Source organism: Formosa sp. S-31 (assembly GCF_051172795.1).
In the GTDB taxonomy this organism is placed as follows: Bacteria; Bacteroidota; Bacteroidia; order Flavobacteriales; family Flavobacteriaceae; genus Formosa.
In genome coordinates this window covers 182,237-204,795 of sequence record NZ_JAENDK010000009.1, presented here as the reverse complement: position 1 = coordinate 204,795, position 22,559 = coordinate 182,237, and the positions used below count along the sequence as shown (strand labels likewise).

The following is a 22,559-nucleotide window of genomic DNA, read 5'->3' as shown; positions in this document are numbered from 1 at the left end:
ATATTTTTAAAATATGCCCTTTTTCTATTTGTTATATTTTAAACGAAATATGTCGCTTGTCGAAAAAGTTTTACAGATAAGTTCTGGTCCTGTTTATATTTGTATTTTGGAAGCTGCCCGACTCATATGGCAGGACAGTAAGTTAATTGGTAACTATGAAATTATTTGTGAAATTTGATTATCAGGTGGTTTGTAAACGTGTTTTAGAATCTGAATTAGAGCGACTCAATATTCCGTATACCTTATCCGGTTTAGGTGAAATTGAAACACAGAAACCGCTAAGGCCAGAGCAACAGGTCGAATTGACTGAAGCGCTCCGGTTTTTTGGTATTTCTTTAATTCAGGACGAACGCGAGGTTTTGGTGCAGCGCATAAAGGATATTATAACTGAAATGATTTACGATAGTGAAGAGGCAAAAGCATATAATACTTCTACAATTCTTTCAGAGAAACTGGAATATTCCTATAGTTATTTATCCACTATTTTTTCCGAGGTGACTTATAATTCCATTGAAAATTTTGTCATGCTAAAAAAAATAGATTTAGCTAAAGAACTCATGTCGTCAGACGCCCGTTTAACGCTTACCGAAATAGCGCACCGCTTAAATTACAGCAGTGTGGCACATCTTTCCGGGCAGTTTAAAAAGATTACAGGGCTAACACCTTCCACCTTTCAAAAAATTATAGAAAAAAGACGACAACTTTAAGTTTGTGTAAAAATAGTATTGATAATTAGTTGGTTGTGTAGTTATTTTCTTAACTTTAGAAGCGTTTAAAGCTGATAGTGATTTAATTACAGCTTAAAATGTTAACCAAGGCGCTCTTATTTATTAATCAATTAATCAATATTTTTTTTATGAATCAAAGACAACTTTTATCAACATGGTTGTTGTGTTTGCTGGCTTTTTCAGGCTTCGCACAGAAAAAACCAAACATAGTCGTAATTATGGGCGACGATGTGGGGTACTGGAATTTAAGCTACAACAACCGCGGTATGATGGGGTTTAAAACGCCTCATCTCGATCAATTAGCTGCCGAAGGCACCATTTTCACCGATTATTATGCCGAGCAATCCTGTACTGCAGGGCGTGCAGCCTTTATTACAGGACAAATGCCTGTTAGAACAGGAATGACTAAAGTAGGTATTCCAGGATCTAAACTGGGGATACAAAAAGAAGACCCTACTCTGGCCGAAATGTTAAAACCGCTTGGCTATGCCACAGGGCAGTTTGGTAAAAACCACTTGGGTGATCTGGATGAATTTTTACCTACCAATCACGGGTTCGATGAGTTTTACGGGAACTTATATCACTTAAATGCTGAAGAAACTCCGGAACTGGATGATTATCCTAAAAATCCGGAATTCAGAAAAAACTTCGGACCTCGTGGTGTTATAAGAAGTACAGCTGATGGTAAAATTGAAGATACAGGACCATTAACTAAAAAGCGTATGGAAACTGTAGATCAGGAATTTTTAGATGCGGCGATTAAGTTTGTCGATAAAAATGCCAGTAAACCATTTTTCCTTTGGTTTAATACTACCAGAATGCACTACGTAACCCATCCGCCTGAAAGTTATCAAGGGAAATCCGGTCTGAATTTTTATGCCGATGGTATGATTCAGCATGACGACGAAGTGGGTAAACTTTTACAGCATTTAAAAGATAAAGGTCTGGATGAAAATACGATTATAGTATATACTACCGATAATGGTCCACATTTTAACATGTGGCCTGATGGTGGAATTACACCGTTTAGAGGTGAAAAAAATACCAACTGGGAAGGGGCTTACCGCGTACCATGTATTGTAAAATGGCCAAATAAGATTCCTGCAGGAGGTGTAGTTAATAATATTGTAGCGGGTAACGATTGGGTGCCAACTTTAATGGCAGCTGCCGGAGTGCCGGATATTAAAGATAAACTGGCTGCTGGTTACAAAGGTTATAAAGTCCATTTAGATGGTTATAACTTATTACCGTTTTTAACAGGCGAAAAGAAAGAAGAATTTAATCAGTACGGTGGTACAAACTGGCCAAGACGAGAATTCTTTTACTGGAACGATGACGGACAGTTAGTTGCCTTGCGTTACGACCGCTGGAAACTGGTATTTATGGAGCAGCAATCGTCTAAATTCGGAGTTTGGATGTATCCTTTTGTACAGTTACGTATTCCTTTAATTTTCGATTTACGTATGGATCCGTTCGAGCGTGCTCAGCACAATTCTAATAATTATTATAGCTGGCTGGAAGAGCATATGCAGTTCTTAGGAGGACCTGCTCAGGCATATGCAGGGAAGATGATTTCTACCTTTAAAGATTTTCCGCCAAGGCAAAAACCAGCATCCTTTAACTTAGATGAGGTTATGGCTTCGTTTATGAATATTGGAGAAGGGAAATAATAATTTCTATATCTTTTTAAAGAGAAGCTTCCTGTATGTTCTTACTACGGGAAGCTTTTTTTTGTATAGATAACTGTAACATAGTTTATTAATCGGCTATAAATAAGTATATTTAGTAATCAATAAATTTTAAACCACCTATTATGAAATTAAATTATGTAACCTTGGCTTTAGCTTGTGGAGTATTGTGTTTTACAGGATGTAAAAATGAACCTAAAGAGGCCGATATTTATGAAGAACCAGTAGTTGAAGACGTTAAAATAGAGGTGCTTTCGGCCTGGGCAGACGCTCCGAAACAACGTATTGTAGATTGGGTAGAAGCTGTTACTCAGGACGGATCTCCCGATTATATTCCTGTAAAAGATCGTATAGCAGTTTTTGATAACGACGGGACCTTATGGCCCGAACAGCCGGTGCCAAATCAGGCGCAATATATTTTTGATTATTTGAAGAAAGAATATTCAAATAAACCCGAATGGAAAAAAGACGCCGTTGTTACGGGGGTAGTAAATGGCGATTTAGAGCCGTTGAAAAAAGCAGGAATGAAAGGCTTAATTAATGTGATTAATAAAGTGAATACGGCAAGAACCGAATCGGAATTTAATGAGTCGGTTAAAACCTGGATTGATACCACAAAAAGTAAAAAATTTAATAAACTATATACAGAGGCAGTGTATTTACCTATGCTTCAGTTGTTGGATTACTTAAGAGATAACGAATTTAAAACCTTTATAGTTAGTGGTGGAGGGGCTGATTTTATGCGTGTATGGACCGAGGATATTTATGGTATTCCACCGTATCAGGTTATAGGGTCCTACGGCGAATTAAAATATGAAGTTGTAGATGGGATACCTCGGATTACAAAAACAGAGGGCGAATTATATGTAGACGATAAAGCAGGCAAGCCGGTAGCTATTCATCGTTTTATTGGTAAAAAGCCCGTATTCTGCGGCGGAAACAGTGATGGCGATCAGGCTATGATGCAGTATACTTCCAGTTCTAAATATAAATCGATGTGCGTTATCTTGCATCATACCGATGGTGAACGCGAATTTGAATACGATACCAAAACGTTGAGCGGGCATCTTGAAACAGCCTTGGTGGAAGCTAAAGAAAAGAACTGGTTGGTGGTCGATATGAAAAACGACTTTAAACAGATTTTTAGTTTCCAGTAATCCGTTTTCAATTTCATTTATTTAAAGACTTGCGTATGACCTCACATGAAGCCATTGTATTTTTAAAATCTCAGATGTCCGAAGCTATAATCGGGCAACAGGAGCTTATAGATCGTTTAATTTTAGTATTGTTAGCCGATGGTAATATGTTGCTGGAAGGTTTGCCGGGGCTGGCAAAAACACGGGCGATAAAAACCTTATCGAAATATCTGGATTGCGATTTAAGCAGAATACAATTCACGCCGGATTTATTGCCTACAGATATTACGGGAACGGAAATTTATCAGCCGGATGCTGCCGAAAAATTCACTTTTCAAAAAGGACCTATTTTTAGTAATCTTATTCTGGCAGACGAAATTAACCGTGCTCCGGCCAAAGTGCAGTCGGCGTTATTAGAAGCCATGGAAGAACGTCAGGTTACTGTTGCGGGAAAAACCTATAAAATGGATGATTTGTTTATGGTAATGGCAACTCAAAACCCTATTGAGCAGGAAGGTACTTACCCATTGCCCGAAGCGCAAATGGACCGTTTTTTAATGCATGTGGTAATTGACTATCCCGATGATGTATCAGAGTTAGAAATTTTGCATTTAAATAAACAGGAGCAGCAACCAAAATCTGAATCTTCCAAAACCGTACAAACCATTCCACAACAGACTATTTTTGATGCCCGTAAGGACATAGGAAATATTACTGTTAGCGAGGAATTGGAAAAATATATGGTGAGTCTTATTTCAGCAACCCGATACCCGGAACGATTTGATGACACTTTAGCGAGCTGGATTGATTTCGGATCAAGTCCGCGTGGTACTATTGCGTTAGATCGGTGCAGTCGCGTAAATGCCTGGATGGAAGGAAAAGACTTTGTTTCTCCAGACAATATTCATGCGGTAATTAAAGACGTATTACGACATCGCATCGCTTTAAGCTATAAAGCGAGAGCAGAAGGTATTTCAGTGAATCAGGTGGTTGATAAAATTTTAGAAGCAGTTGCTGTTGTAGCCTAATTTTAGAGTTCTTGATATGAAATTAAAAGCATCAAAAGATCAAAATGTGTTTTTAACGCTCGAATATTTATTGCAATTCGAGTGGCTTAATACAGTGCTTAATTTTAAAGTAGGGCGACAAAAGTCGAATAGTGTATTATCCGGACGATTTGCATCGCGCTTGCGTGGAAGAGGTTTGGATTTTGAAGAAGCGCGGCCTTATGTGATAGGTGATGATATCAGAAAAATTGACTGGCGTGTCACAGCTAAAACCGGGGTAACACATACCAAAGTGTTTACCGAAGAAAAAGAAAAGCCTGCTTTCATATTTGTCGATCAGTCGCCGACTATGGGCTTTGGTTCTGTCTCTAAAACTAAAGCTGTTGTGGCAGGTGAACTGGCTTCTATTGCAGCGTACAAAATTTTAAAAGGAGGTGATCGGGTAGGTGGTCTGGTGTTTAAGGGGGATACTTACGATTTAATTACACCCAAACGTGACCAGCGCAATGTGTTGCAGTTCCTGCAGAAAATTGTGGATGCCAATGCGGAAATTTATAATCAGAAATCTTTCGATTACGAAACGAAACTAAAAGATATGATTTCGAAATTACAAAATATCATTACTCACGATTATATAGTCCTTATCATTAGTGATTTTTATCGGTATAATCCGGAAACAATAAAATACATGAGTATGTTATCGCAACATAACGATGTTATTCTTATTAAGTTATTCGATCCTATGGAGGAAGAATTACCGGATGATAAATTAACGCTGACTAACGATATAAAACAAATCAGTTTATTAAAACAACGTAAGCGCGTGGTACAGGAATTAAAAGTGGATTTTGAATCGAATTACGAAGCTTTTAAGAAAGAAATAGAAAAATACAATATCAGCCTGTTTAAAATTAATACAGTTGATCCGATTGAAGAACAATTAATACAGGTGTTTACGCAATATAATGCTCCTGGAAAAATATGAGGATTGGGAATTTACATAGTATGTTATGTATGGGATTTTTTCAGGAAAAAACCTTGCAACTGGGCGATTTAAAAGAACCCGAGCCTATACCGTATAGTTACGATACGCTCGGGTGGAAAATAGTGTTTGGTGTATTGGTGTTGCTGTTTTTGTTTGGGTTGTACAAATGGTATGTTGCTTATAAAAAGAAGCAGTATTTGAGGGATGCTGTACAGCATATTCAAACCTTATCAGTGCAAACGGACTTGAGTTTAGCGCAATACATTAATGCGATTTTGATTACACTTAAGCGAACCGCTATACAAACTTTTGGTCGCACAGAAGTGGCCGCTTTGCACGGTAAAGACTGGTTGCAGTTTTTAGATAATAAGGTAAAGCAATCTAATTTTTCGGCCGATGAAACTGCTATTTTACAGGCAGTTTATAAAGATCGAGTTGAAGACGCTTCCGGTTTTAGTAAAGACCAATTTAAAAACAAAAGTATACACTGGATTACACATCATGCCTGAGAATTTTCACATTGCCTATCCGTATGTCGCTCTGCTGTTACCCTTACCTCTATTGGTATATTGGTTGTTTCCTGCAATAAAAAATCGAAGTACAGCCTTGCGTTATACGTATTTTAAGCGTGCAGCCGAAGTGTCGAAACAAAAGCCTAAAACGGCCTCTTTTGTAAAACGCAGACCTTGGTGGGCCTGGTTAATAATGTACACAATCTGGGGGTTTTTAGTAATTGCTTTGTCTTCGCCACAATTGGTAGGTGAGTCCGAAAAAAAAATTAAAACGTCTCGAAATTTTTTAATTGCAACCGATATTTCCTTTAGTATGGGGAACACCGATTGGGTGGTTAACGGAAAACGTTCAACGCGATGGATGGCTGTGAAAAACCTGATGAAAGATTTTATTAAAGAACGGAAAAGTGACCGCATGGGATTGTTGTTTTTTGGGTCGAGTGCCTATATCCAGGCGCCATTTACGTCCGATTTAAGAACGGTGGAAACTATGCTGGATGAAGCTGATGTGGGCATGGCCGGGCAGATGACTAACATTGGGAAAGCTATTGTAAAAGGGATGGATTTGTTTCAACGCGACACCATTCCGCAGAAAGTCATGTTGTTGTTAACCGATGGTATCGATTCTGGTATGGATATTTTGCCATTGGATGCCGCTAATCTCGCAAAAAAGGATTCTACAGTTATTTATACTATTGGAATTGGTGATCCGAGTAGCTCTTCTTCCGATTTGGATGAACGCACACTTCAGGATATTGCCGAAATGACTAACGGAAAATATTTTAGAGCGCAAAACACCGAAGCGCTACAAGATGTGTATAAGACTTTAGATACGCTGGAGCCGATAGAATATGAGGAAGAAAGTTATACGCCAAAAACCTTACTGTATTATATTCCGTTAGGTATTGCTTTAATTCTTGCTATTACTTCAGTTGCTATTAATAATTTGGTACTGATAATAAAACGCCTAAAACGGAATTGACTATGAAAGCCATTTGGAAGGACATAGATTGGGGTAAATTCCATTTTTTGCGCGCCGAATATCTTTGGCTGAGCATTCCTATAGCAATAGTTATTTTTTTAGGAATCGTGTTTTATGGCGATAATGCCAGATGGAAAAAACACATCGCGAAACATCTGCAGCCTTATGTAATCCAGAAGGGGACAACCTGGAAAGTGCGTTTTATTCATATTTCTCTTTTAGTCTTATTTGCTATAGGGTTTATTGGATTTTTAGGACCTACCTGGGCAGAAGAACAAGCGCCTGCTAAAAAAGTTGCTTCCAAATTGGTTGTGGCTTTAGACTTGTCGCAAAGTATGTTGACTACTGATGTCTCCCCAAACCGTTTAGAACGTGCTAAATTTAAAATTCACGATTTGTTGGAAGCGAATCCGCGGGCCGAAACGGCTTTGCTGGTCTTTTCAGGGTCTACACATACTGTTGTGCCCTTTACAACCGATTATAAAATTATCAATGATAATTTGGATGGTTTACAACCACACATGATGCCGCGCAGGGGAACAAGTTTTAAAATGCTGTTTGCTAAGTTAGATAGTTTGTTTGTAGATAATAAAGCACCTGGTCGCATATTACTATTTACAGACGACCTGGTCGATTTGAATCTGGCAGATGTAAGTGATTTTATTCAAAATAATAACATTGATTTACATGTATACCCGATGGCAACAAAGGAAGGGGGGCATGTACCATCATTTAACAATTTGAAAGTTGCACTTAAGGAAAAAGGTAATCTTGTTACTTCAAAATTAAATATGGAAGCTTTAGAGGCTTTAAGACAAATTGAAGGAGTTACTGTAATGGAAATGACTTTAGATAAGAGTGATGTAAAGCTTTTTGCGGAATCGGTTAGCGATCATCTAATTTTTGAAGAAAAACCTAAAAAACAGGATGAACATTGGCAGGATAATGGGTATTGGTTGCTGATTCCGTTAATGATTTTGTTTTTGTTTTCTTTCAGAAAAGGTTGGAGTCTGTTGAGTATAGTGCTGTGTATTGGTGCAATGTCTTGTCAGAATCAGGATTTAGAGAAAAAGGAGGGTGGGTTTCAGTTTAAAGATTTATGGTACACCAAAGCCTATCAGGCGCAATTGCAATACGACAACCAAGAATATGCCCAAGCAGCAGAAGGGTTTAATGATCCTATGCATAAAGGGGCTGCCTATTATAAAGCAGGGAATTTTACTAAGGCTAAGGCCGAATTTGAAAAGGATTCCACTGCAAATGGTCAATTTAATTTAGGACTAACTTATGCCAAATTAGGTGATTTAGAAAAAGCTCAACAGGTATTTGAAACTTTGGTGAAAAATCATCCTGAAATGGAGGAGGCTAATACGGGGCTTAAAAATATTAATGAAGCCTTATTGCAAAAGGATGAGATGTCTGCCGAGGAAAGTAAAGTTGGCGATGAAAAACCTAACGCTGAAAATAAACAAAATGATTCTCCTGAAGATTTAGGTGGTGGCGGACAAAAGGCTACTAAAAAAGACATGGAAAAGCAACGGCTGGAGGAAACTGTAAATACAGGAAAACGCAAAGGAAAGGAATTGGATGAGTTACCGGATGATTTTGAATCGGGGAAAGGGAGTATTCCTAAAAACATTTTAATGCGAAAAGTAGACGATGATCCTGCCTTGTTTTTAAAGCGTAAGTTTCAGTATCAGGTAAAGCATAATCAGGTAGATGTAGAACAAACCCAAACATCATGGTAAAAAGAATTAAAATACTGTGCTTTTTATTTGTGTTAGGGTGTGGTGTGTCCGCTCAAAATTTAATTAGTTATGTCACGGTTAATCACGATGAGGCTTATATCGGTCAGCCAATCCAGATGACGGTTTCGGTATACACTAGTACATGGTTTACTTCGGGAGTAGATGTTGGAAATATTCAGATCGAAGGAGCTTTAACGGTGTACTTCAGATCGCTTTCCAATCGTAAAACGATTAGCGGTAAAGATTATGCGGGGGTTGATTTTATTTACAACGTGTTTCCAACTCAGGAAGGTACATTGACCATTCAGCCTTTGTCAATCGATGTGGAGTCGCCTGCTCCCGGTGGTTATAAAGGTATAAAACACACCATACATACTAAGCCTAAAACGATTACAGTTAAACCAGTGCCTTTAGGGTATAATCCGAACAATTGGTTGGTTTCCGGTAATTTAACTATTAATGAGCATTGGAGTACAGATACAAAGAACGTGAAAGTAGGCGATGTGCTTCAGCGGACGATAACAAGATCGGCTGCTGGTACGACAGGAGAGTTTATTCCGGCGGTGATTTGGGATAGCATTCCAGGGGTAAGTATTTATCCGAAACGCCCGGGGGTGAATACCAATAAAACGAAAACGTCAATTTCATCCTCAAGAACCGATGCCGCGAATTATTTATTCGAAAAGGAAGGCGAGGTCGTTTTACCTCGTATTGAGTTTGTGTTTTGGAATTATAATAACCGACAGTTTTATAAAAAAGTTATCGATTCTTTAAGGATAGAAGTAGCGCCGAATCCGGATTTGAAAATGCTGGCTGGTATTAAAAAACAACTGGAAGCAGAAAACTCAGCAATACCTGAAGAAGATAAACCATTTTTAATATTTGGATTAACGATAAAACGTTTTATAGAGCTATTGCTATTAGGACTTTTAACCCTGTATGTGCTTTATAAACTCTTGCCTTGGGGTATAAAAAAAATAAAACATCATAAAGCGATGTACAGGGCTTCTGAAGGGTATGCCTTTAAACAGTTAGAACGTGTCTTAGTACAGTCTGATTCTTTTAAAATTTTATACGCCTTAAAAGTCTGGTTGATTAAATTGAATCCGGAAATTCCGAACATGGGAACTTTTATTTCAGTGTATGGTAGTGATGTTTTAAAAAATAATTTTCTGGCCTTGGAACAACAGGCACTAGGAAAAGGTTCAGCTACATTCAATTCTAATACATTTAAATCTGAATTGAAACAAGCGAGAGCTCGTTATTTAAAAAAGGAACATCTAAATTCTACAACTTCAAAATCAGAATGGTTAAATCCTATTTCAGATACTCGTAAATATTAAGATGGATATATAAAAAAAAGCAACGTTCCTCCAGAATAGGATTCACGTTGCTTTTTAACTAACCAACCTTATGCATAAAACGACACTTTCTATGGCCTAGTATTTCAGGTATGTCTTTTTAACAAAATTTTAATTATTCTTCGTGTACTAAATGATCTTGATTTCTGAATACCAATTCATCATCGAAGGCGTCCAGTAAAATAATACTGTCTGTGGTAACCTTGCCGGACAGGATTTCTTTACTTAGTGCATTTAATACTTCTTTTTGTATTACACGTTTTACAGGTCGGGCACCATACTCCGGATTGTATCCTTTTTCAGCCAGATAATTTATGGCCTCAGGCGTCGAATCGAAAGTTATGCCCTGTTGTCCTAACATTTTAGCGACACCTTTAAGTTGTAACCCTACAATGTCTATAATGTTTTCTTTGCTTAGCGGTGTAAACATAATGGTGTCGTCTATTCTGTTTAAGAATTCAGGTCGTACTGATTGTTTTAAAAGTGCCAGGACATCCAGTTTTGCTGTTTCTATAGCGCTTTCTATGTCTTTAGTTGCTTCAAAACGTTCCTGTATTATTTGACTACCCATATTGGATGTCATGATAATAATGGTGTTTTTAAAATCGGCTACCCGGCCTTTGTTATCTGTTAAACGGCCTTCATCCAATACCTGTAACAGGATATTGAAGGTGTCCGGATGCGCTTTTTCTATTTCGTCTAAAAGCACTACGGAATACGGTTTACGTCTTACAGCTTCGGTTAACTGGCCGCCTTCGTCGTACCCTACATATCCAGGAGGAGCACCTACAAGTCGGCTTACGGCATGACGCTCCTGATATTCGCTCATATCGATACGGGTCATCGCATTTTCATCGTCGAACAGGTATTCTGCCAGCGCTTTGGCCAGCTCGGTCTTACCAACCCCGGTTGTTCCCAGGAACAGGAAGGTTCCTATGGGTTTTTGCGGATTTTGTAAACCGGCACGGCTTCGGCGAACAGCATCACTAACAGCTGCAATAGCTTCTTCCTGACCAACAACTCGTTTGTGTAATTCGTCTTCCAGTCTCAGTAATTTATCGCGTTCGCTTTGCAGCATTTTAGTAACCGGTATTCCCGTCCATTTTGCTACAACTTCAGCAATGTCATCATACGTAACTTCTTCTTTAATTAAGGAGCTTCCGGACTGGTTTTCATTTAATTCCTTTTGAAGTAAGTCCAGACGTTCCTGAGCATCTTTTATTTTTCCATATCGAATTTCTGCAACCTTGCCATAATCGCCTTCACGTTCTGCACGTTCGGCTTCCAGTTTAAAGTTTTCTATATTCAGTTTTGTAGCCTGAATATTATCTACCACTTCTTTTTCACTTTTCCATTTGGCATTAATCTCGTTGCGCTCTTCTTTTAAGTTCGCTAAATCACCTTTAAGACTTTTTAGTTTTACCTCGTCTTTCTCCCGTTTAATGGCTTCAATCTCGATTTCCAACTGCATGATTTTACGATCTAAAACATCCAATTCTTCTGGTTTAGAGTTAATTTCCATACGAAGTTTAGAAGCAGCTTCATCCATCAGGTCAATGGCTTTATCTGGTAAAAAACGATTGGTAATATAGCGTTCGGATAATTCTACAGCGCCAATTATAGCTTCGTCCTTTATCCTTACCTTATGGTGTGTTTCGTATTTTTCTTTAATTCCACGTAATATGGAAATGGCACTTTCTGTATCCGGTTCGTCTACCATTACTTTTTGGAAACGACGTTCTAAGGCCTTGTCTTTTTCGAAATATTTCTGGTATTCGTCTAAGGTAGTGGCTCCTATTGCTCGTAATTCGCCACGGGCTAAAGCAGGTTTTAAAATATTGGCTGCATCCATAGCGCCTTGTCCGCCGCCTGCACCAACCAGGGTGTGTATTTCATCAATAAACAGTACTATGTCGCCTTCGCTGGTTGTAACTTCTTTAATTACGGCTTTTAGGCGCTCTTCAAATTCACCCTTGTATTTTGCACCAGCAATAAGTGCACCCATATCCAAAGCAAAAATCTGCTTGTCTTTTAGGTTTTCAGGTACATCTCCATCCACGATCCTGTGAGCAAGACCTTCTGCAATTGCTGTTTTACCGGTACCAGGTTCACCTACCAGAATGGGATTGTTTTTGGTGCGACGCGATAAAATTTGAAGAATTCTACGTATTTCTTCGTCACGACCAATTACAGGATCCAGTTTTCCTGTTCTTGCTAATTCGTTTAGGTTTTTAGCATATTTATTTAGAGCATTATAAGTTTCTTCCTGACTTTGAGATGTTACGCGATCGCCTTTACGTAATTCTTCTATAGCTGCTGTAAGTCCTTTTTCTGTTACACCCTGATCCTTTAGCATTTGAGCTACTTTGCTTTTAGATTTTAAAATGGCCAGAATTAAATGCTCTACAGAAACATACTCGTCTTTCATTTTTTTAGCAATGCTGGATGCTTCGTTTAGAGTAGAACCCAGGTCTCGTGAAGCCATAATATCGCCTCCGGAAACTTTAGGGAAACTTTCAATTTGTTTTTCTACCGCCTGAGCTAAAATATTGGTGTTAACATTTAGTTTTTTTAAAAGGAATGGTAGTACATTTTCATCCACCTCCGAAATGGCTTTGAAAACATGTTCGTTTTCTATGCTTTGCTGACCATACTCCTGAGCAATTTGTTGCGCACGTTGTATGGCTTCTTGCGATTTTATTGTATAATTGTTAAAGTTCATAGTTATTTTGTTTTTCAATGGTTAATTCAATTATCTTACCATTACAAAAAGAAGGACAAAAAGACATGTTTTTAGTGAAATACACTGACTATTTGTCGGTTTAATGAAGTCTGAAGTAAGACTTAAAATTAATAAATATTATGGGGTTTTTTGATAAGTTGTTTGCTAACAATACGTTAAAAGATGAGGGGGGAGTCCCTTGGAAACCATTGTTGAACACCGCTCAGCTGGAGGGAATTATGGAGGCTTCCAAAAGCAAAACACAGGTAATTTTTAAACATTCTACACGATGTGGAATTAGTAGTATGGTGTTAAGACAATTTGAAAGGGCATTCGATGACAGTTTACAACTGGATATGTATTTTCTGGACCTGTTACAAAACCGGGATGTGTCGAATGTAGTTTCCGAAGTGTTTAAGGTGTATCACGAATCTCCGCAATTGCTCATTATTAAAAATGGAGAAGTGATTGAACATGCTTCGCATGGGCAGATTAATCAGGTAGATTTAGCTTCATATCAGGTATAAAAAAAGCCCGAATTTAATTTCGGGCTTTTTAAAATATTATTTTTTCTTAGGATTAAATACCGGGAGTAACTGGGTTTTTACTTCTCCGAATCCTATTCTTGTACCGTCATTTTCACAATAACCACGCATAATAACAGTATCATAATCGTTAATAAAAGTTCGTTCGCTGCCGTCTTTCATTTTTAATGGTTTTTCACCTTTCCATGTTAACTCCAGCATAGAACCAAACGTGTCTGGTGTAGGCCCGGAAATGGTGCCACTACCCATCAGGTCTCCCGAATTTACAGGACATCCGTTAATGGTATGATGTGCTAGTTGCTGAGACATGTTCCAGTACATATATTTAAAGTTGGAACGTGATACTATGGTTTCCTTTGCTTTTTTTGGTTGAATGGCCACTTCTAAATTAATGTCGAAACTTTTAGGTCCTTTAGATTGCAGGTAAGGCATTTGCTTCTTTATAGGTTTTGGTCCCTGTACACGGTAAGGTTCCAATGCGTCTAATGTTACAATCCATGGTGACATAGAAGAGGCAAAGCTTTTTGCCAGGAACGGGCCAAGTGGCACGTATTCCCATTTTTGAATATCGCGGGCGCTCCAGTCGTTGAATAATACCAGACCAAAAATATATTCTTCTGCTTCTTCAACAGGTATAGGCTCTCCTAAATCGTTGGCATCGGTAGTGATAAAGGCCATTTCAAGCTCAAAGTCTACAAGTTTTGAAGGTCCGAAAACAGGCTCTGTAGCACCTTCAGGTAACGTTTGTCCCTGTGGTCTGTGTACTGGAATTCCAGATGGAATAATAGATGAACTCCTGCCGTGGTATCCTACCGGAATGTGCAACCAGTTTGGCATTAACGCATTTTCAGCACTTCTAAACATGGTTCCTACATTGGTAGCATGTTCGATGCTGGAGTAAAAATCGGTATAATCTCCAATTTCAACCGGTAATTGCATTTCAATTTCATCTAATCGAAATAATACAATTTCTTTATGCTGTTTATTGTTTTTTAAGGTATCGTTTTCATCATCAAAAATATCGGCAATTTTATTTCTAACGGCACGCCAGGTTTTTCTTCCGTCGGCAATAAAGTCGTTCAAAGTATCCTGAAGGAAAATATCATCGGTTAAAGGAATGTCGTCAAAATATCCCAACTGATGCAAGGCGCCCAAGTCTATAGCCGTATCCCCAATACGTGTTCCAATGGTAATGATGTCGTCTCGGGTAAGGAAAACACCAAAAGGAATATTTTGTATCGGGAAATCGGAGTTTTTATCGACGTGAAGCCAGGTTTTTCTATCGGGATTGTTAGCGGATATCTGCATAACGTAGTTGTTGATTAATTGTTTAATAATTTCTATTCAAATATATGTTTTTTGATGTATTTAACTAATCTATTTATTATTTTTGAGGAATTTTTAACGATAATTACAATTATGCAACGCGACGAACAAATTTTTGAATTAATTGAAGCTGAAAAACAACGCCAATTACATGGTTTAGAGTTAATTGCCTCGGAAAACTTTGTGAGCGACCAGGTGATGGAAGCAGCAGGTTCTGTACTAACAAATAAATATGCTGAAGGGTATCCTGGCAAGCGCTATTACGGAGGCTGTGAAGTGGTAGATGAAGTAGAGCAAATTGCAATTGATCGCGCAAAAGCGCTTTTTGGAGCAGCTTATGTTAATGTGCAACCACACTCCGGAAGTCAGGCAAACACCGCTGTATTTGCTGCCTGTTTAAAGCCTGGTGATAAAATTTTAGGATTTGATTTATCTCACGGAGGACATTTAACTCACGGGTCACCGGTAAACTTTTCAGGAAAATTATACAATCCTGTATTTTACGGTGTAGAGCAGGAAACAGGAGTTTTAAACTACGATAAAATTCAGGAGATTGCCACTAAAGAACAACCGAAGCTTATTATTGCCGGGGCTTCTGCTTATTCAAGAGATATCGACTTTAAGCGTTTCCGTGAAATCGCGGACAGTGTAGGTGCTATCTTAATGGCCGATATTTCGCATCCAGCCGGTTTAATAGCTAAAGGCATTTTAAACGATCCGATTCCTCACTGTCATGTAGTAACGACTACAACTCATAAAACATTAAGAGGACCAAGAGGAGGTATGATTATGATGGGTGAAGATTTTGATAACCCGTTTGGTTTAACCCTTAAAAACGGTACACCTCGAAAAATGTCTTCTTTATTTGATTCTGCAGTTTTCCCTGGAAATCAAGGTGGGCCTTTAGAGCATATTATTGCGGCTAAAGCCATTGCTTTTGGAGAGGCATTAACCGATGAGTACCTAAATTACATGTTACAGGTTAAGAAAAATGCAGCAGCTTTAGCTGAGGCGTTTGTGGCTAAGGGATATAATATTATTTCGGGAGGAACTGATAACCACATGATGCTAATCGATTTAAGAAATAAAGATGTTTCCGGTAAGCAGGCAGAAGAAGCTTTAGTAAAAGCTGAAATTACCGTAAATAAAAATATGGTGCCATTTGATGATAAATCTCCTTTTGTAACTTCAGGTATTCGTATTGGAACAGCAGCTGTGACTTCACGTGGATTAAAAGAAGGAGAGATGCAGACTATTGCTGATCTTGTAGATGAGGTAATTATGAACCTTGAAGATGAAGCCGTTTTAGAAGGTGTAGCAACAAAAGTGAATGCTCTTATGGCAGAAAGACCTTTGTTTGTAGACTAATAACATTTGGTAAATACATATATTATAAAGAAAAAAGGCAACCGTTAGGTTGCCTTTTTTTGATACTAGTTAACTTAATAACTAGTTATTAAAATAAAAGGAATTTGGGCTAATACCAGTAACATAACTGTTGAGTTGATTTCCGTTTAGAGAGAACTCGAAAGTTGTGCCATTAGAAATAAAATCGCCTGCATCGGCAATATAAATCGTACCATTGTTCACAGCAAAGCCGTACATGGCTCCCCAGTCTGAAGTTGAGGTGTATTCCAACACTTTACCGAAAGAATCTTCGTCTCCCGATGTACTAACTTTAAACACACTGGTATTATTAGTAAAATATATAGTGTTGTCTTCAATATCGAGTTGCTTGGCATCTGCTAGTAAAGTTGGTAAAATCATTTGTTGACTAATAGCGTTAGTCGCAATATTAATTTTAAATATGTTTGAATTTGAACCGGCATTGTTTGTGAGTACAAATAAATTGCCATTTTGAATTTCGAAGGAATTAGGAGCATTGCCTTCTCCTAAATCGATAAGTTGTGTAGTATTGGTTTTAGGGTCTAGTACTGTTATGGTTTGACCGGCACCGTAATATCCGTTGGAAATATAAATTATATCGTTCGCCTCTGTAATAGCTTCGGCAGTAATACCCAAAGCTAATTTGCTAGTGGAATAATCGTTCAAATTAATAATGGTAATAAAATCATCAGAACCATCATCCCAGCCGTTTGAGTTGGTAACATAGGCCGTATCGTCTATAACTACCCCGTAACGCGGTGCAGTGAAATCGGAATCTAAAGTGGTGATGTATTCAAAAGTGTAGCGATCTACAACGGTAATTTGATTTGCCTGTCCTGAAATTATAAAAGCTCTGGTGTCATCAAAAAACATGCTTTGTAAATAGCTTCCTGTTTCTGAAGCGTTAGGGTTTTCCGTGCGGTAAATATCGGAGTTTAAAGTATTGTCTTCGCTTATAAATGAGATGCTGGCTGTTGAAGGATCGCTTCCGCCTTCATTTATAATAAAATAGCCATTATCGTAGGTGCCTTTTGGTAGATTCGGTGTGTCGTTTCCATCATCGTCAGAACTACAGGAACTAAATAAGGAAAGACTAATGCAGCTTAGTAGAATAAATTTGTTTATTCGTTTCATAGTGAAATAATTAAAATGTTATATTAATGTAAATTGAATAGTTTCGTCCGGGCATATAGCGGTTAGATACACTTTGATAGTTTGTATTAAACAGGTTATTTACTTTAGTGCCCAGTGTATAACGTTTACCGAAGGTGTAATCCAGACCGATGTTAGAAACCTGGTAGGCATCTAAACGGTATTGGCTTGCATTGTCGGTGGTGGTGTACACATCGCCAACATATAAATATTGATAAAAGGCAGAGACCTTTTTAAAGGTATATCCCAGGCTAGCTGTTGTTTTGTGTTTCGGGACGTAAATAAGCTGTTTGTCAGTTTCTGTGTTTTTTGAAATAGTATAGGCGTAAGTTGAGTTAAAGGAAAACTGATGAGATCCAATATTATAGGTGTAATGTAGGGTGCTTTCAACGCCATAGGTTTCAACCTGATCTGTATTAACAGGTTTCCAAAGCGATCCGTTTGGCAGCCAGCGAATCATATCGTTTATTTTGTTATAATATGCGGTGGCCGATAGTGAAACAGATTTAAAATTTAAGTGATTACCTAATTCTAGCTGATATGAAGTCTCTGGTTTTAAATCCGTGTTACCACTGCCTTCCCAGTATAAATCGTTAAAGGTTGGAATTCTGAAGTTTTTAGAACCATTAAGCGTGATAGTGTATGGATTTGCAATTTTAAATTGTAGTCCGAGATTGTATAAAAACGGACTTTTATAAGTATTGGTAACTTCCTGACGCAAGCCAATCTCGTATAAAAACCAGGTCTGAATTTTGTGCTTTAATAACAAGTTAAAACTGGCAATTTGCCTGGTTTCTTCAGCAATACTGGAGCCTTTGCCTTTGTTTTGAGTGCCATCTATAATGGTGTTTATTGTAAGTTGTTCCGAAGGTGTATAGCTTAAATCGTATTTAGCAATTAGGGTGTTTACCTTGCCAAAAGTATGATTTGTGGAATTTATGTTTCCGTAATATTTATAGTCTTCGGTGAGGTACCCTAATTTCAATTTCGAAGTGAATGCCTTATAAAATCCGTCCCATTCCAGTAGATGCCGTGTATTAAAATCGTGATATTTTGTAGGAGTTTCCGAAGGGAAGATTAGCGAGAAGTGGCGCTCGCCGTCGAAAGCATAAGTGTGAAATTTTAAAATATTCAGCTTATTCAATTTGTAGCTAATATTAGCATTTATACTGGTATTGTAAAACGCACCGTTTCTGTTATAATTTTCAGAATCTGCATATTGGTAATCGTTGTCTGAACTGTTACGACTCACATTTATATTGGCGCTAAGATTGTTCGTGGTAATGTTATTTCTGTATAAAAACTGAAAGGTGTTAAAGCTACCGTAACTGCTTTTAACCGTGTTTTTAAAGCCTTCGGAATAGTCGAAATTATTGTTTAAATGGATGCTGCCGCCTATAGCTCCGCTACCATAAATTACGCTACCTCCACCGCTTTTAACACTTATATTGTTGAAGTCTGTCGTATTTAGTGTGTTAAAATCGGTTTGTCCGTTAAATAGGGAATTGATGTTAATGCCATTCCAGACCACCGCGGTCTGTTGCGCTGTGGTACCGCGGAAGGAAGGTGATGATACCATGCCTAGTCCGTTTTCTTTAAAATAAATAGGCGTGTTATATTGCAGTAAACTGGTTAAAGAAGGCTGGTTTATGTTAATAATACTATCGCTAAGGATTAAAACGGATTGTGATTCACTAAAGGTTTTTAATTGGGTATCTGCCGTAATTAAAACTTCATCTAAAGTTTCTACGGGTTCTGTTTGCGCATGAAAATTCAGAGTAACTCCAATGCTTATTAAAAAGAAAGTAAAATATTTTGTCATAGCTTCAAGACCTTTTACCCGAAAGTCATTTACGTTAATAATGCTTCTGGCAGGTCTCCTGACTCTCGTCTTGTTATTCACCTTCCCAATTAAAAAATCAGTGGTATATTGAAGTAGTAATAACAAGCATTCTGTTAAACAGAACTAAGATTACAGTTGCGGGAACAGTTTGAGAATTTCACTCAATTCCCTTTTAATCCATCATTGTATGATTGGAACCAAAATTCGCTGTAAATGTAATCTTTTTCCATGTAAACAAATTGATAAATCAGAATTTTTTATAGCCTTATTTTGAGGTGGTGGAATTTAAGGAAATTCCAAAAATTTGACTTTTTTTATTTTGACTGAGATATATATGCTTACATTTGAACAGATTTTTCCCGTGTAAAATTAAATGAAGTTACACACGGATTAAGATTAATTAGCAAGGTGTTTTCAAATAAAAATCTTTCATGATATCTAAGTTAAATTATTTTTTTTTAGTGCTTTGTCTCTGTTTTTTTTGTTGTAAAGATGATACAAAACAAGAAAGTGAATCTAAAGTTAAAGGTGAAAAAATAAGCTTAAGTTATGCTAAAGGTTTTAGTGTGACCGCCTTTGAGGGATATAAGATTTTAGAAATTTTTAGTCCCTGGCCTAAAAGCGAAACTACTTTTAAGTACGCTTTGGTTGATAAACAAAGTCCGATAAAAATTAATCTGAATTATAACAATTTTGATGGTATTATTCCGGTGCCTGTAGACGATATTGTTGTGACCTCTACAACGCATTTACCAGCTTTAGAATTATTGGAAGAGACAGCAAGTTTAATTGGTTTTCCAGGAACGACGTATGTGTCTTTACCTAAAATTAGAACACGTATAGATTCTGGTGAAATCCGTGAGTTAGGTAAAAATGAAGGTATAAATACCGAAGTCCTTTTAGAATTGCGTCCCGATGTGCTTATTGCTTTTGGAATAGACGGGAATAACAGTGCTTTCGAAACGATTACAAACGCTAAGATTCCGGTTATTTATAATGGCGACTGGGTAGAAGAATCACCGCTTGCAAAGGCGGAGTGGATAAAATTATTTGGAGTACTGTATGATAAAGAAGTAAAAGCTGATTCTGTGTTTAAAGCTATAGAAGCAGGTTATATTTCGGCTCGGGAACTGGCAAAGTCAGTAAAAAACAGACCAACCGTTTTAAGCGGAGCCATGCATAAGGATGTGTGGTATTTACCAAGCGGAACAAGTCCTGAAGGTCAGTTACTTAAAGACGCTAATGTGGATTATCTTTGGGCTAGCACCGCAGCGTCAGGCAGTCTGGCGTTAAATTTTGAAACTGTTTTTACGAAAGCACAGTCGGCAGATTTATGGTTCAATCCATCATATTATCCAAGCTATGAGGCCTTGGAGGATGCTAACAGCCATTATGGAACATTTAAAGCTTTTAAGAGTAAAAATATATTTACTGTAAGCACGACTACGGGAGCTACCGGTGGTGTGTTGTATTATGAAAAGGGATTAAGCAGGCCGGATCTGGTATTAAAAGATTTAATAAAAATTGCGCATCCCGAATTGTTACAGGAGTATCAACTTTCGTTTTTTAAACCTTTACAATAAGTGCCGGAAAGTAAAACATATAAAGGTGTTTTTGTGATACTAATTTTAGTGTTGCTTGTTTGTGTGCTATTAAATATTGGTTTGGGCTCGGTTTCTATTCCTTTAAAACAAATTATAGAAAGCCTGTTGGGAACAAGTAAACAAGAATCCTGGCAGTATATTATTCAAAATTACAGATTGCCAAAAACCATAACGGCTATCATGGTGGGCTCGGGCCTTGGTGTTTCTGGTTTATTAATGCAGACCCTATTTAGGAATCCTCTGGCAGGACCTTTTGTACTGGGGATTAGTTCCGGAGCCAGTTTGGGTGTGGCCTTGATTATTTTAGGCGCTGGAATTTTCGAAGGTGTCCTTGCAGTATTCTTAATGTCTAAATGGAGTATAGTAATTGCTGCTAGTCTGGGCAGTTTTCTGGTTTTAAGTGCGGTTTTAATAGTGTCACTGCGTGTGCGGGATACTATGGCTTTGTTAATTATAGGTCTAATGTTTTCCAGTATTACAGGAGCTATAGTTGGTGTCTTGTCTTATTTCAGTTCGGCTGAGCAACTCCAGCGTTATATTTTCTGGGGCTTCGGTAGTTTAGGCAATTTATCATGGAATGAAATTATAATTTTTGGGGTATTATATGTTCTGGGATTACTATTAAGTTTAGTTTCGATAAAGGCTTTAAATACCCTGCTTCTGGGTGAAAATTATGCGCAAAGTCTGGGGTTACACCTTAAGCGAAGCCGATTAATAATTATTCTGGCAACAAGCTTACTGGCAGGAACCATTACAGCATTTGCCGGGCCTATAGCTTTTATAGGATTAGCCATTCCGCATGTCACCCGATTAATTTTTAATACATCAAACCACAATATTTTATTACCGGCTGTAATTCTTTTAGGAGCAATAATTATGCTGATTTGTGATACGATTGCACAAATCCCAAACAGTGATTATACTTTACCAATTAATGCAATTACCTCGCTGGTAGGGGCGCCTATTGTAATCTGGCTGCTTGTGCGCAAACGAAGTATGGTATTTTAAAATGGAGGAGACTAAATCGCATATTGTTTTAAAGGCCGAAAATTTAAAGGTGGGATATCGTTCTAAACGATCAGAAACCTGTATTGCGGAAGGTATTAATATAACTCTTAATAGAGGAGAGTTGGTTAGTCTTGTAGGAGCAAATGGTATTGGTAAATCGACACTATTAAGAACTTTAACGCAGACTCAGGATGCTTTGGAAGGTGCCGTTTATATCAATAGTAAAGCTTTAGATACCTATGATGCTTTGCAGTTGGCGAAAGTGCTGAGTATCGTTTTTACAGAAAAACTGATTTCTAAAAATTTATCGGTTTTTGAGTTGGTGGCTTTAGGTAGGCATCCGTATACGAACTGGATTGGTAGCCTGTCTGATACAGATATTCAAAAAGTAAATTACGCACTAAGTTTAACTCATATTGAAGCCTTAAAGCATAAAAAATGTTTTGAACTTAGCGATGGTCAGTTGCAAAAAGTCATGATTTCTCGTGCACTTGCCCAGGATACAGATCTAATTATTTTAGATGAGCCAACTACGCACCTGGATATGTATCATAAGGCCTACGTTTTAAAATTGCTTCAGAAATTGGCTAAAGAAACAGGGAAAACCATTTTGTTTTCGTCGCACGAAATAGATTTAGCCATTCAGTTATGCGATAAAATGATAGTAATGACTCCTGAACAGGTGATATCCGATTCGCCTTGTAACTTAATTTCGCAAGGGGTTTTCTCACAGCTATTTCCGACCGACCTGATTCAGTTCGATGAAAAAACAGGAACTTTTAGAGTAAATAAATAATCGTTTTACTAAGACTCCAGACACCTATGT

18 protein-coding genes and 1 riboswitch are annotated in these 22,559 nt (G+C 37.7%); of the genes, 14 read left to right on the top strand and 4 right to left on the bottom strand.

Annotated features, from left to right (window positions below):
• Nucleotides 1-155 precede the first annotated feature (155 nt).
• The 9 genes from I3217_RS14610 to I3217_RS14570 all read left to right on the top strand — a co-directional run bounded on the left by I3217_RS14610 (nt 156) and on the right by I3217_RS14570 (nt 10,129).
• A complete protein-coding gene (locus I3217_RS14610) occupies nt 156-707 on the top strand; it encodes a helix-turn-helix domain-containing protein (RefSeq protein WP_435050516.1) in 552 nt (183 codons plus the stop codon).
• 149 nt (nt 708-856) lie between these two features.
• The gene (locus I3217_RS14605; RefSeq protein WP_435050515.1) at nt 857-2,398 is read left to right on the top strand and encodes an arylsulfatase; all 1,542 of its coding nucleotides are present in this window, start codon (nt 857-859) and stop codon (nt 2,396-2,398) included.
• A gap of 143 nt (nt 2,399-2,541) precedes the next feature.
• The gene (locus tag I3217_RS14600) at nt 2,542-3,573 is read left to right on the top strand and encodes an HAD family hydrolase (protein ID WP_435050514.1); all 1,032 of its coding nucleotides are present in this window, start codon (nt 2,542-2,544) and stop codon (nt 3,571-3,573) included.
• 35 nt (nt 3,574-3,608) lie between these two features.
• A complete protein-coding gene (locus I3217_RS14595) occupies nt 3,609-4,580 on the top strand; it encodes an AAA family ATPase (RefSeq protein ID WP_435050513.1) in 972 nt (323 codons plus the stop codon).
• Between the two features lie 16 nt (nt 4,581-4,596).
• On the top strand, nt 4,597-5,544 hold the full coding sequence (locus I3217_RS14590; RefSeq protein ID WP_435050512.1) for a DUF58 domain-containing protein: 948 nt from the start codon (nt 4,597-4,599) through the stop codon (nt 5,542-5,544).
• Nucleotides 5,545-5,573: 29 nt separating this feature from the next.
• On the top strand, nt 5,574-6,053 hold the full coding sequence (locus I3217_RS14585; protein ID WP_435050511.1) for a DUF4381 domain-containing protein: 480 nt from the start codon (nt 5,574-5,576) through the stop codon (nt 6,051-6,053).
• Entirely contained in the window at nt 6,046-7,038 is a 993-nt protein-coding gene (locus I3217_RS14580) for a vWA domain-containing protein (RefSeq protein WP_435050510.1), read from the top strand. The genes I3217_RS14585 and I3217_RS14580 overlap by 8 nt, the downstream gene beginning before the upstream one ends.
• A gap of 2 nt (nt 7,039-7,040) precedes the next feature.
• The gene (locus I3217_RS14575; protein ID WP_435050509.1) at nt 7,041-8,786 is read left to right on the top strand and encodes a vWA domain-containing protein; all 1,746 of its coding nucleotides are present in this window, start codon (nt 7,041-7,043) and stop codon (nt 8,784-8,786) included.
• On the top strand, nt 8,780-10,129 hold the full coding sequence (locus I3217_RS14570; protein WP_435050508.1) for a BatD family protein: 1,350 nt from the start codon (nt 8,780-8,782) through the stop codon (nt 10,127-10,129). The genes I3217_RS14575 and I3217_RS14570 overlap by 7 nt, the downstream gene beginning before the upstream one ends.
• Before the next feature lie 133 nt (nt 10,130-10,262).
• Here the strand turns inward: I3217_RS14570 and clpB are convergent, their stop codons facing one another.
• On the bottom strand, nt 10,263-12,869 hold the full coding sequence (gene clpB, locus I3217_RS14565; RefSeq protein ID WP_435050507.1) for an ATP-dependent chaperone ClpB: 2,607 nt from the start codon (nt 12,867-12,869) through the stop codon (nt 10,263-10,265).
• A gap of 140 nt (nt 12,870-13,009) precedes the next feature.
• Between clpB and ytxJ the strand changes: the two genes are divergently transcribed.
• A complete protein-coding gene (ytxJ, locus tag I3217_RS14560) occupies nt 13,010-13,396 on the top strand; it encodes a bacillithiol system redox-active protein YtxJ (protein WP_435050506.1) in 387 nt (128 codons plus the stop codon).
• 36 nt (nt 13,397-13,432) lie between these two features.
• Here the strand turns inward: ytxJ and fahA are convergent, their stop codons facing one another.
• Nucleotides 13,433-14,722 (bottom strand): fumarylacetoacetase, encoded by a 1,290-nt coding sequence (gene fahA / locus I3217_RS14555; protein WP_435050505.1) that lies wholly within the window; start codon nt 14,720-14,722, stop codon nt 13,433-13,435.
• 111 nt (nt 14,723-14,833) lie between these two features.
• On the opposite strand from fahA, the gene glyA reads away from it, so the two are divergent.
• Nucleotides 14,834-16,108, top strand: coding sequence for a serine hydroxymethyltransferase (gene glyA, locus I3217_RS14550; protein WP_435050504.1), 1,275 nt, complete (start codon nt 14,834-14,836; stop codon nt 16,106-16,108).
• 81 nt (nt 16,109-16,189) lie between these two features.
• Here glyA and I3217_RS14545 read toward each other — a convergent pair whose 3' ends face one another.
• Both I3217_RS14545 and I3217_RS14540 read right to left on the bottom strand, forming a co-directional pair.
• Nucleotides 16,190-17,260 (bottom strand): DUF5074 domain-containing protein, encoded by a 1,071-nt coding sequence (locus I3217_RS14545; protein WP_435050503.1) that lies wholly within the window; start codon nt 17,258-17,260, stop codon nt 16,190-16,192.
• Nucleotides 17,261-17,270: 10 nt separating this feature from the next.
• Nucleotides 17,271-19,100, bottom strand: a complete 1,830-nt coding sequence (locus I3217_RS14540) for a TonB-dependent receptor (RefSeq protein WP_435050502.1) — start codon at nt 19,098-19,100, stop codon at nt 17,271-17,273.
• A gap of 31 nt (nt 19,101-19,131) precedes the next feature.
• Nucleotides 19,132-19,338: riboswitch (cobalamin riboswitch) on the bottom strand.
• Nucleotides 19,339-19,687: 349 nt separating this feature from the next.
• On the opposite strand from I3217_RS14540, the gene I3217_RS14535 reads away from it, so the two are divergent.
• Genes I3217_RS14535 through I3217_RS14525 form a run of 3 tightly spaced genes read left to right on the top strand, consistent with a single transcriptional unit; the run spans nt 19,688 to nt 22,529 of the window.
• Nucleotides 19,688-20,704 carry an ABC transporter substrate-binding protein gene (locus I3217_RS14535; RefSeq protein ID WP_435050501.1) on the top strand — a complete coding sequence of 339 codons (1,017 nt, stop codon included), beginning with the start codon at nt 19,688-19,690 and terminating at the stop codon, nt 20,702-20,704.
• Nucleotides 20,705-21,733 (top strand): FecCD family ABC transporter permease, encoded by a 1,029-nt coding sequence (locus I3217_RS14530; protein WP_435050500.1) that lies wholly within the window; start codon nt 20,705-20,707, stop codon nt 21,731-21,733.
• Nucleotide 21,734: 1 nt separating this feature from the next.
• Entirely contained in the window at nt 21,735-22,529 is a 795-nt protein-coding gene (locus I3217_RS14525; protein WP_435050583.1) for an ABC transporter ATP-binding protein, read from the top strand.
• Nucleotides 22,530-22,559: the final 30 nt, after the last annotated feature.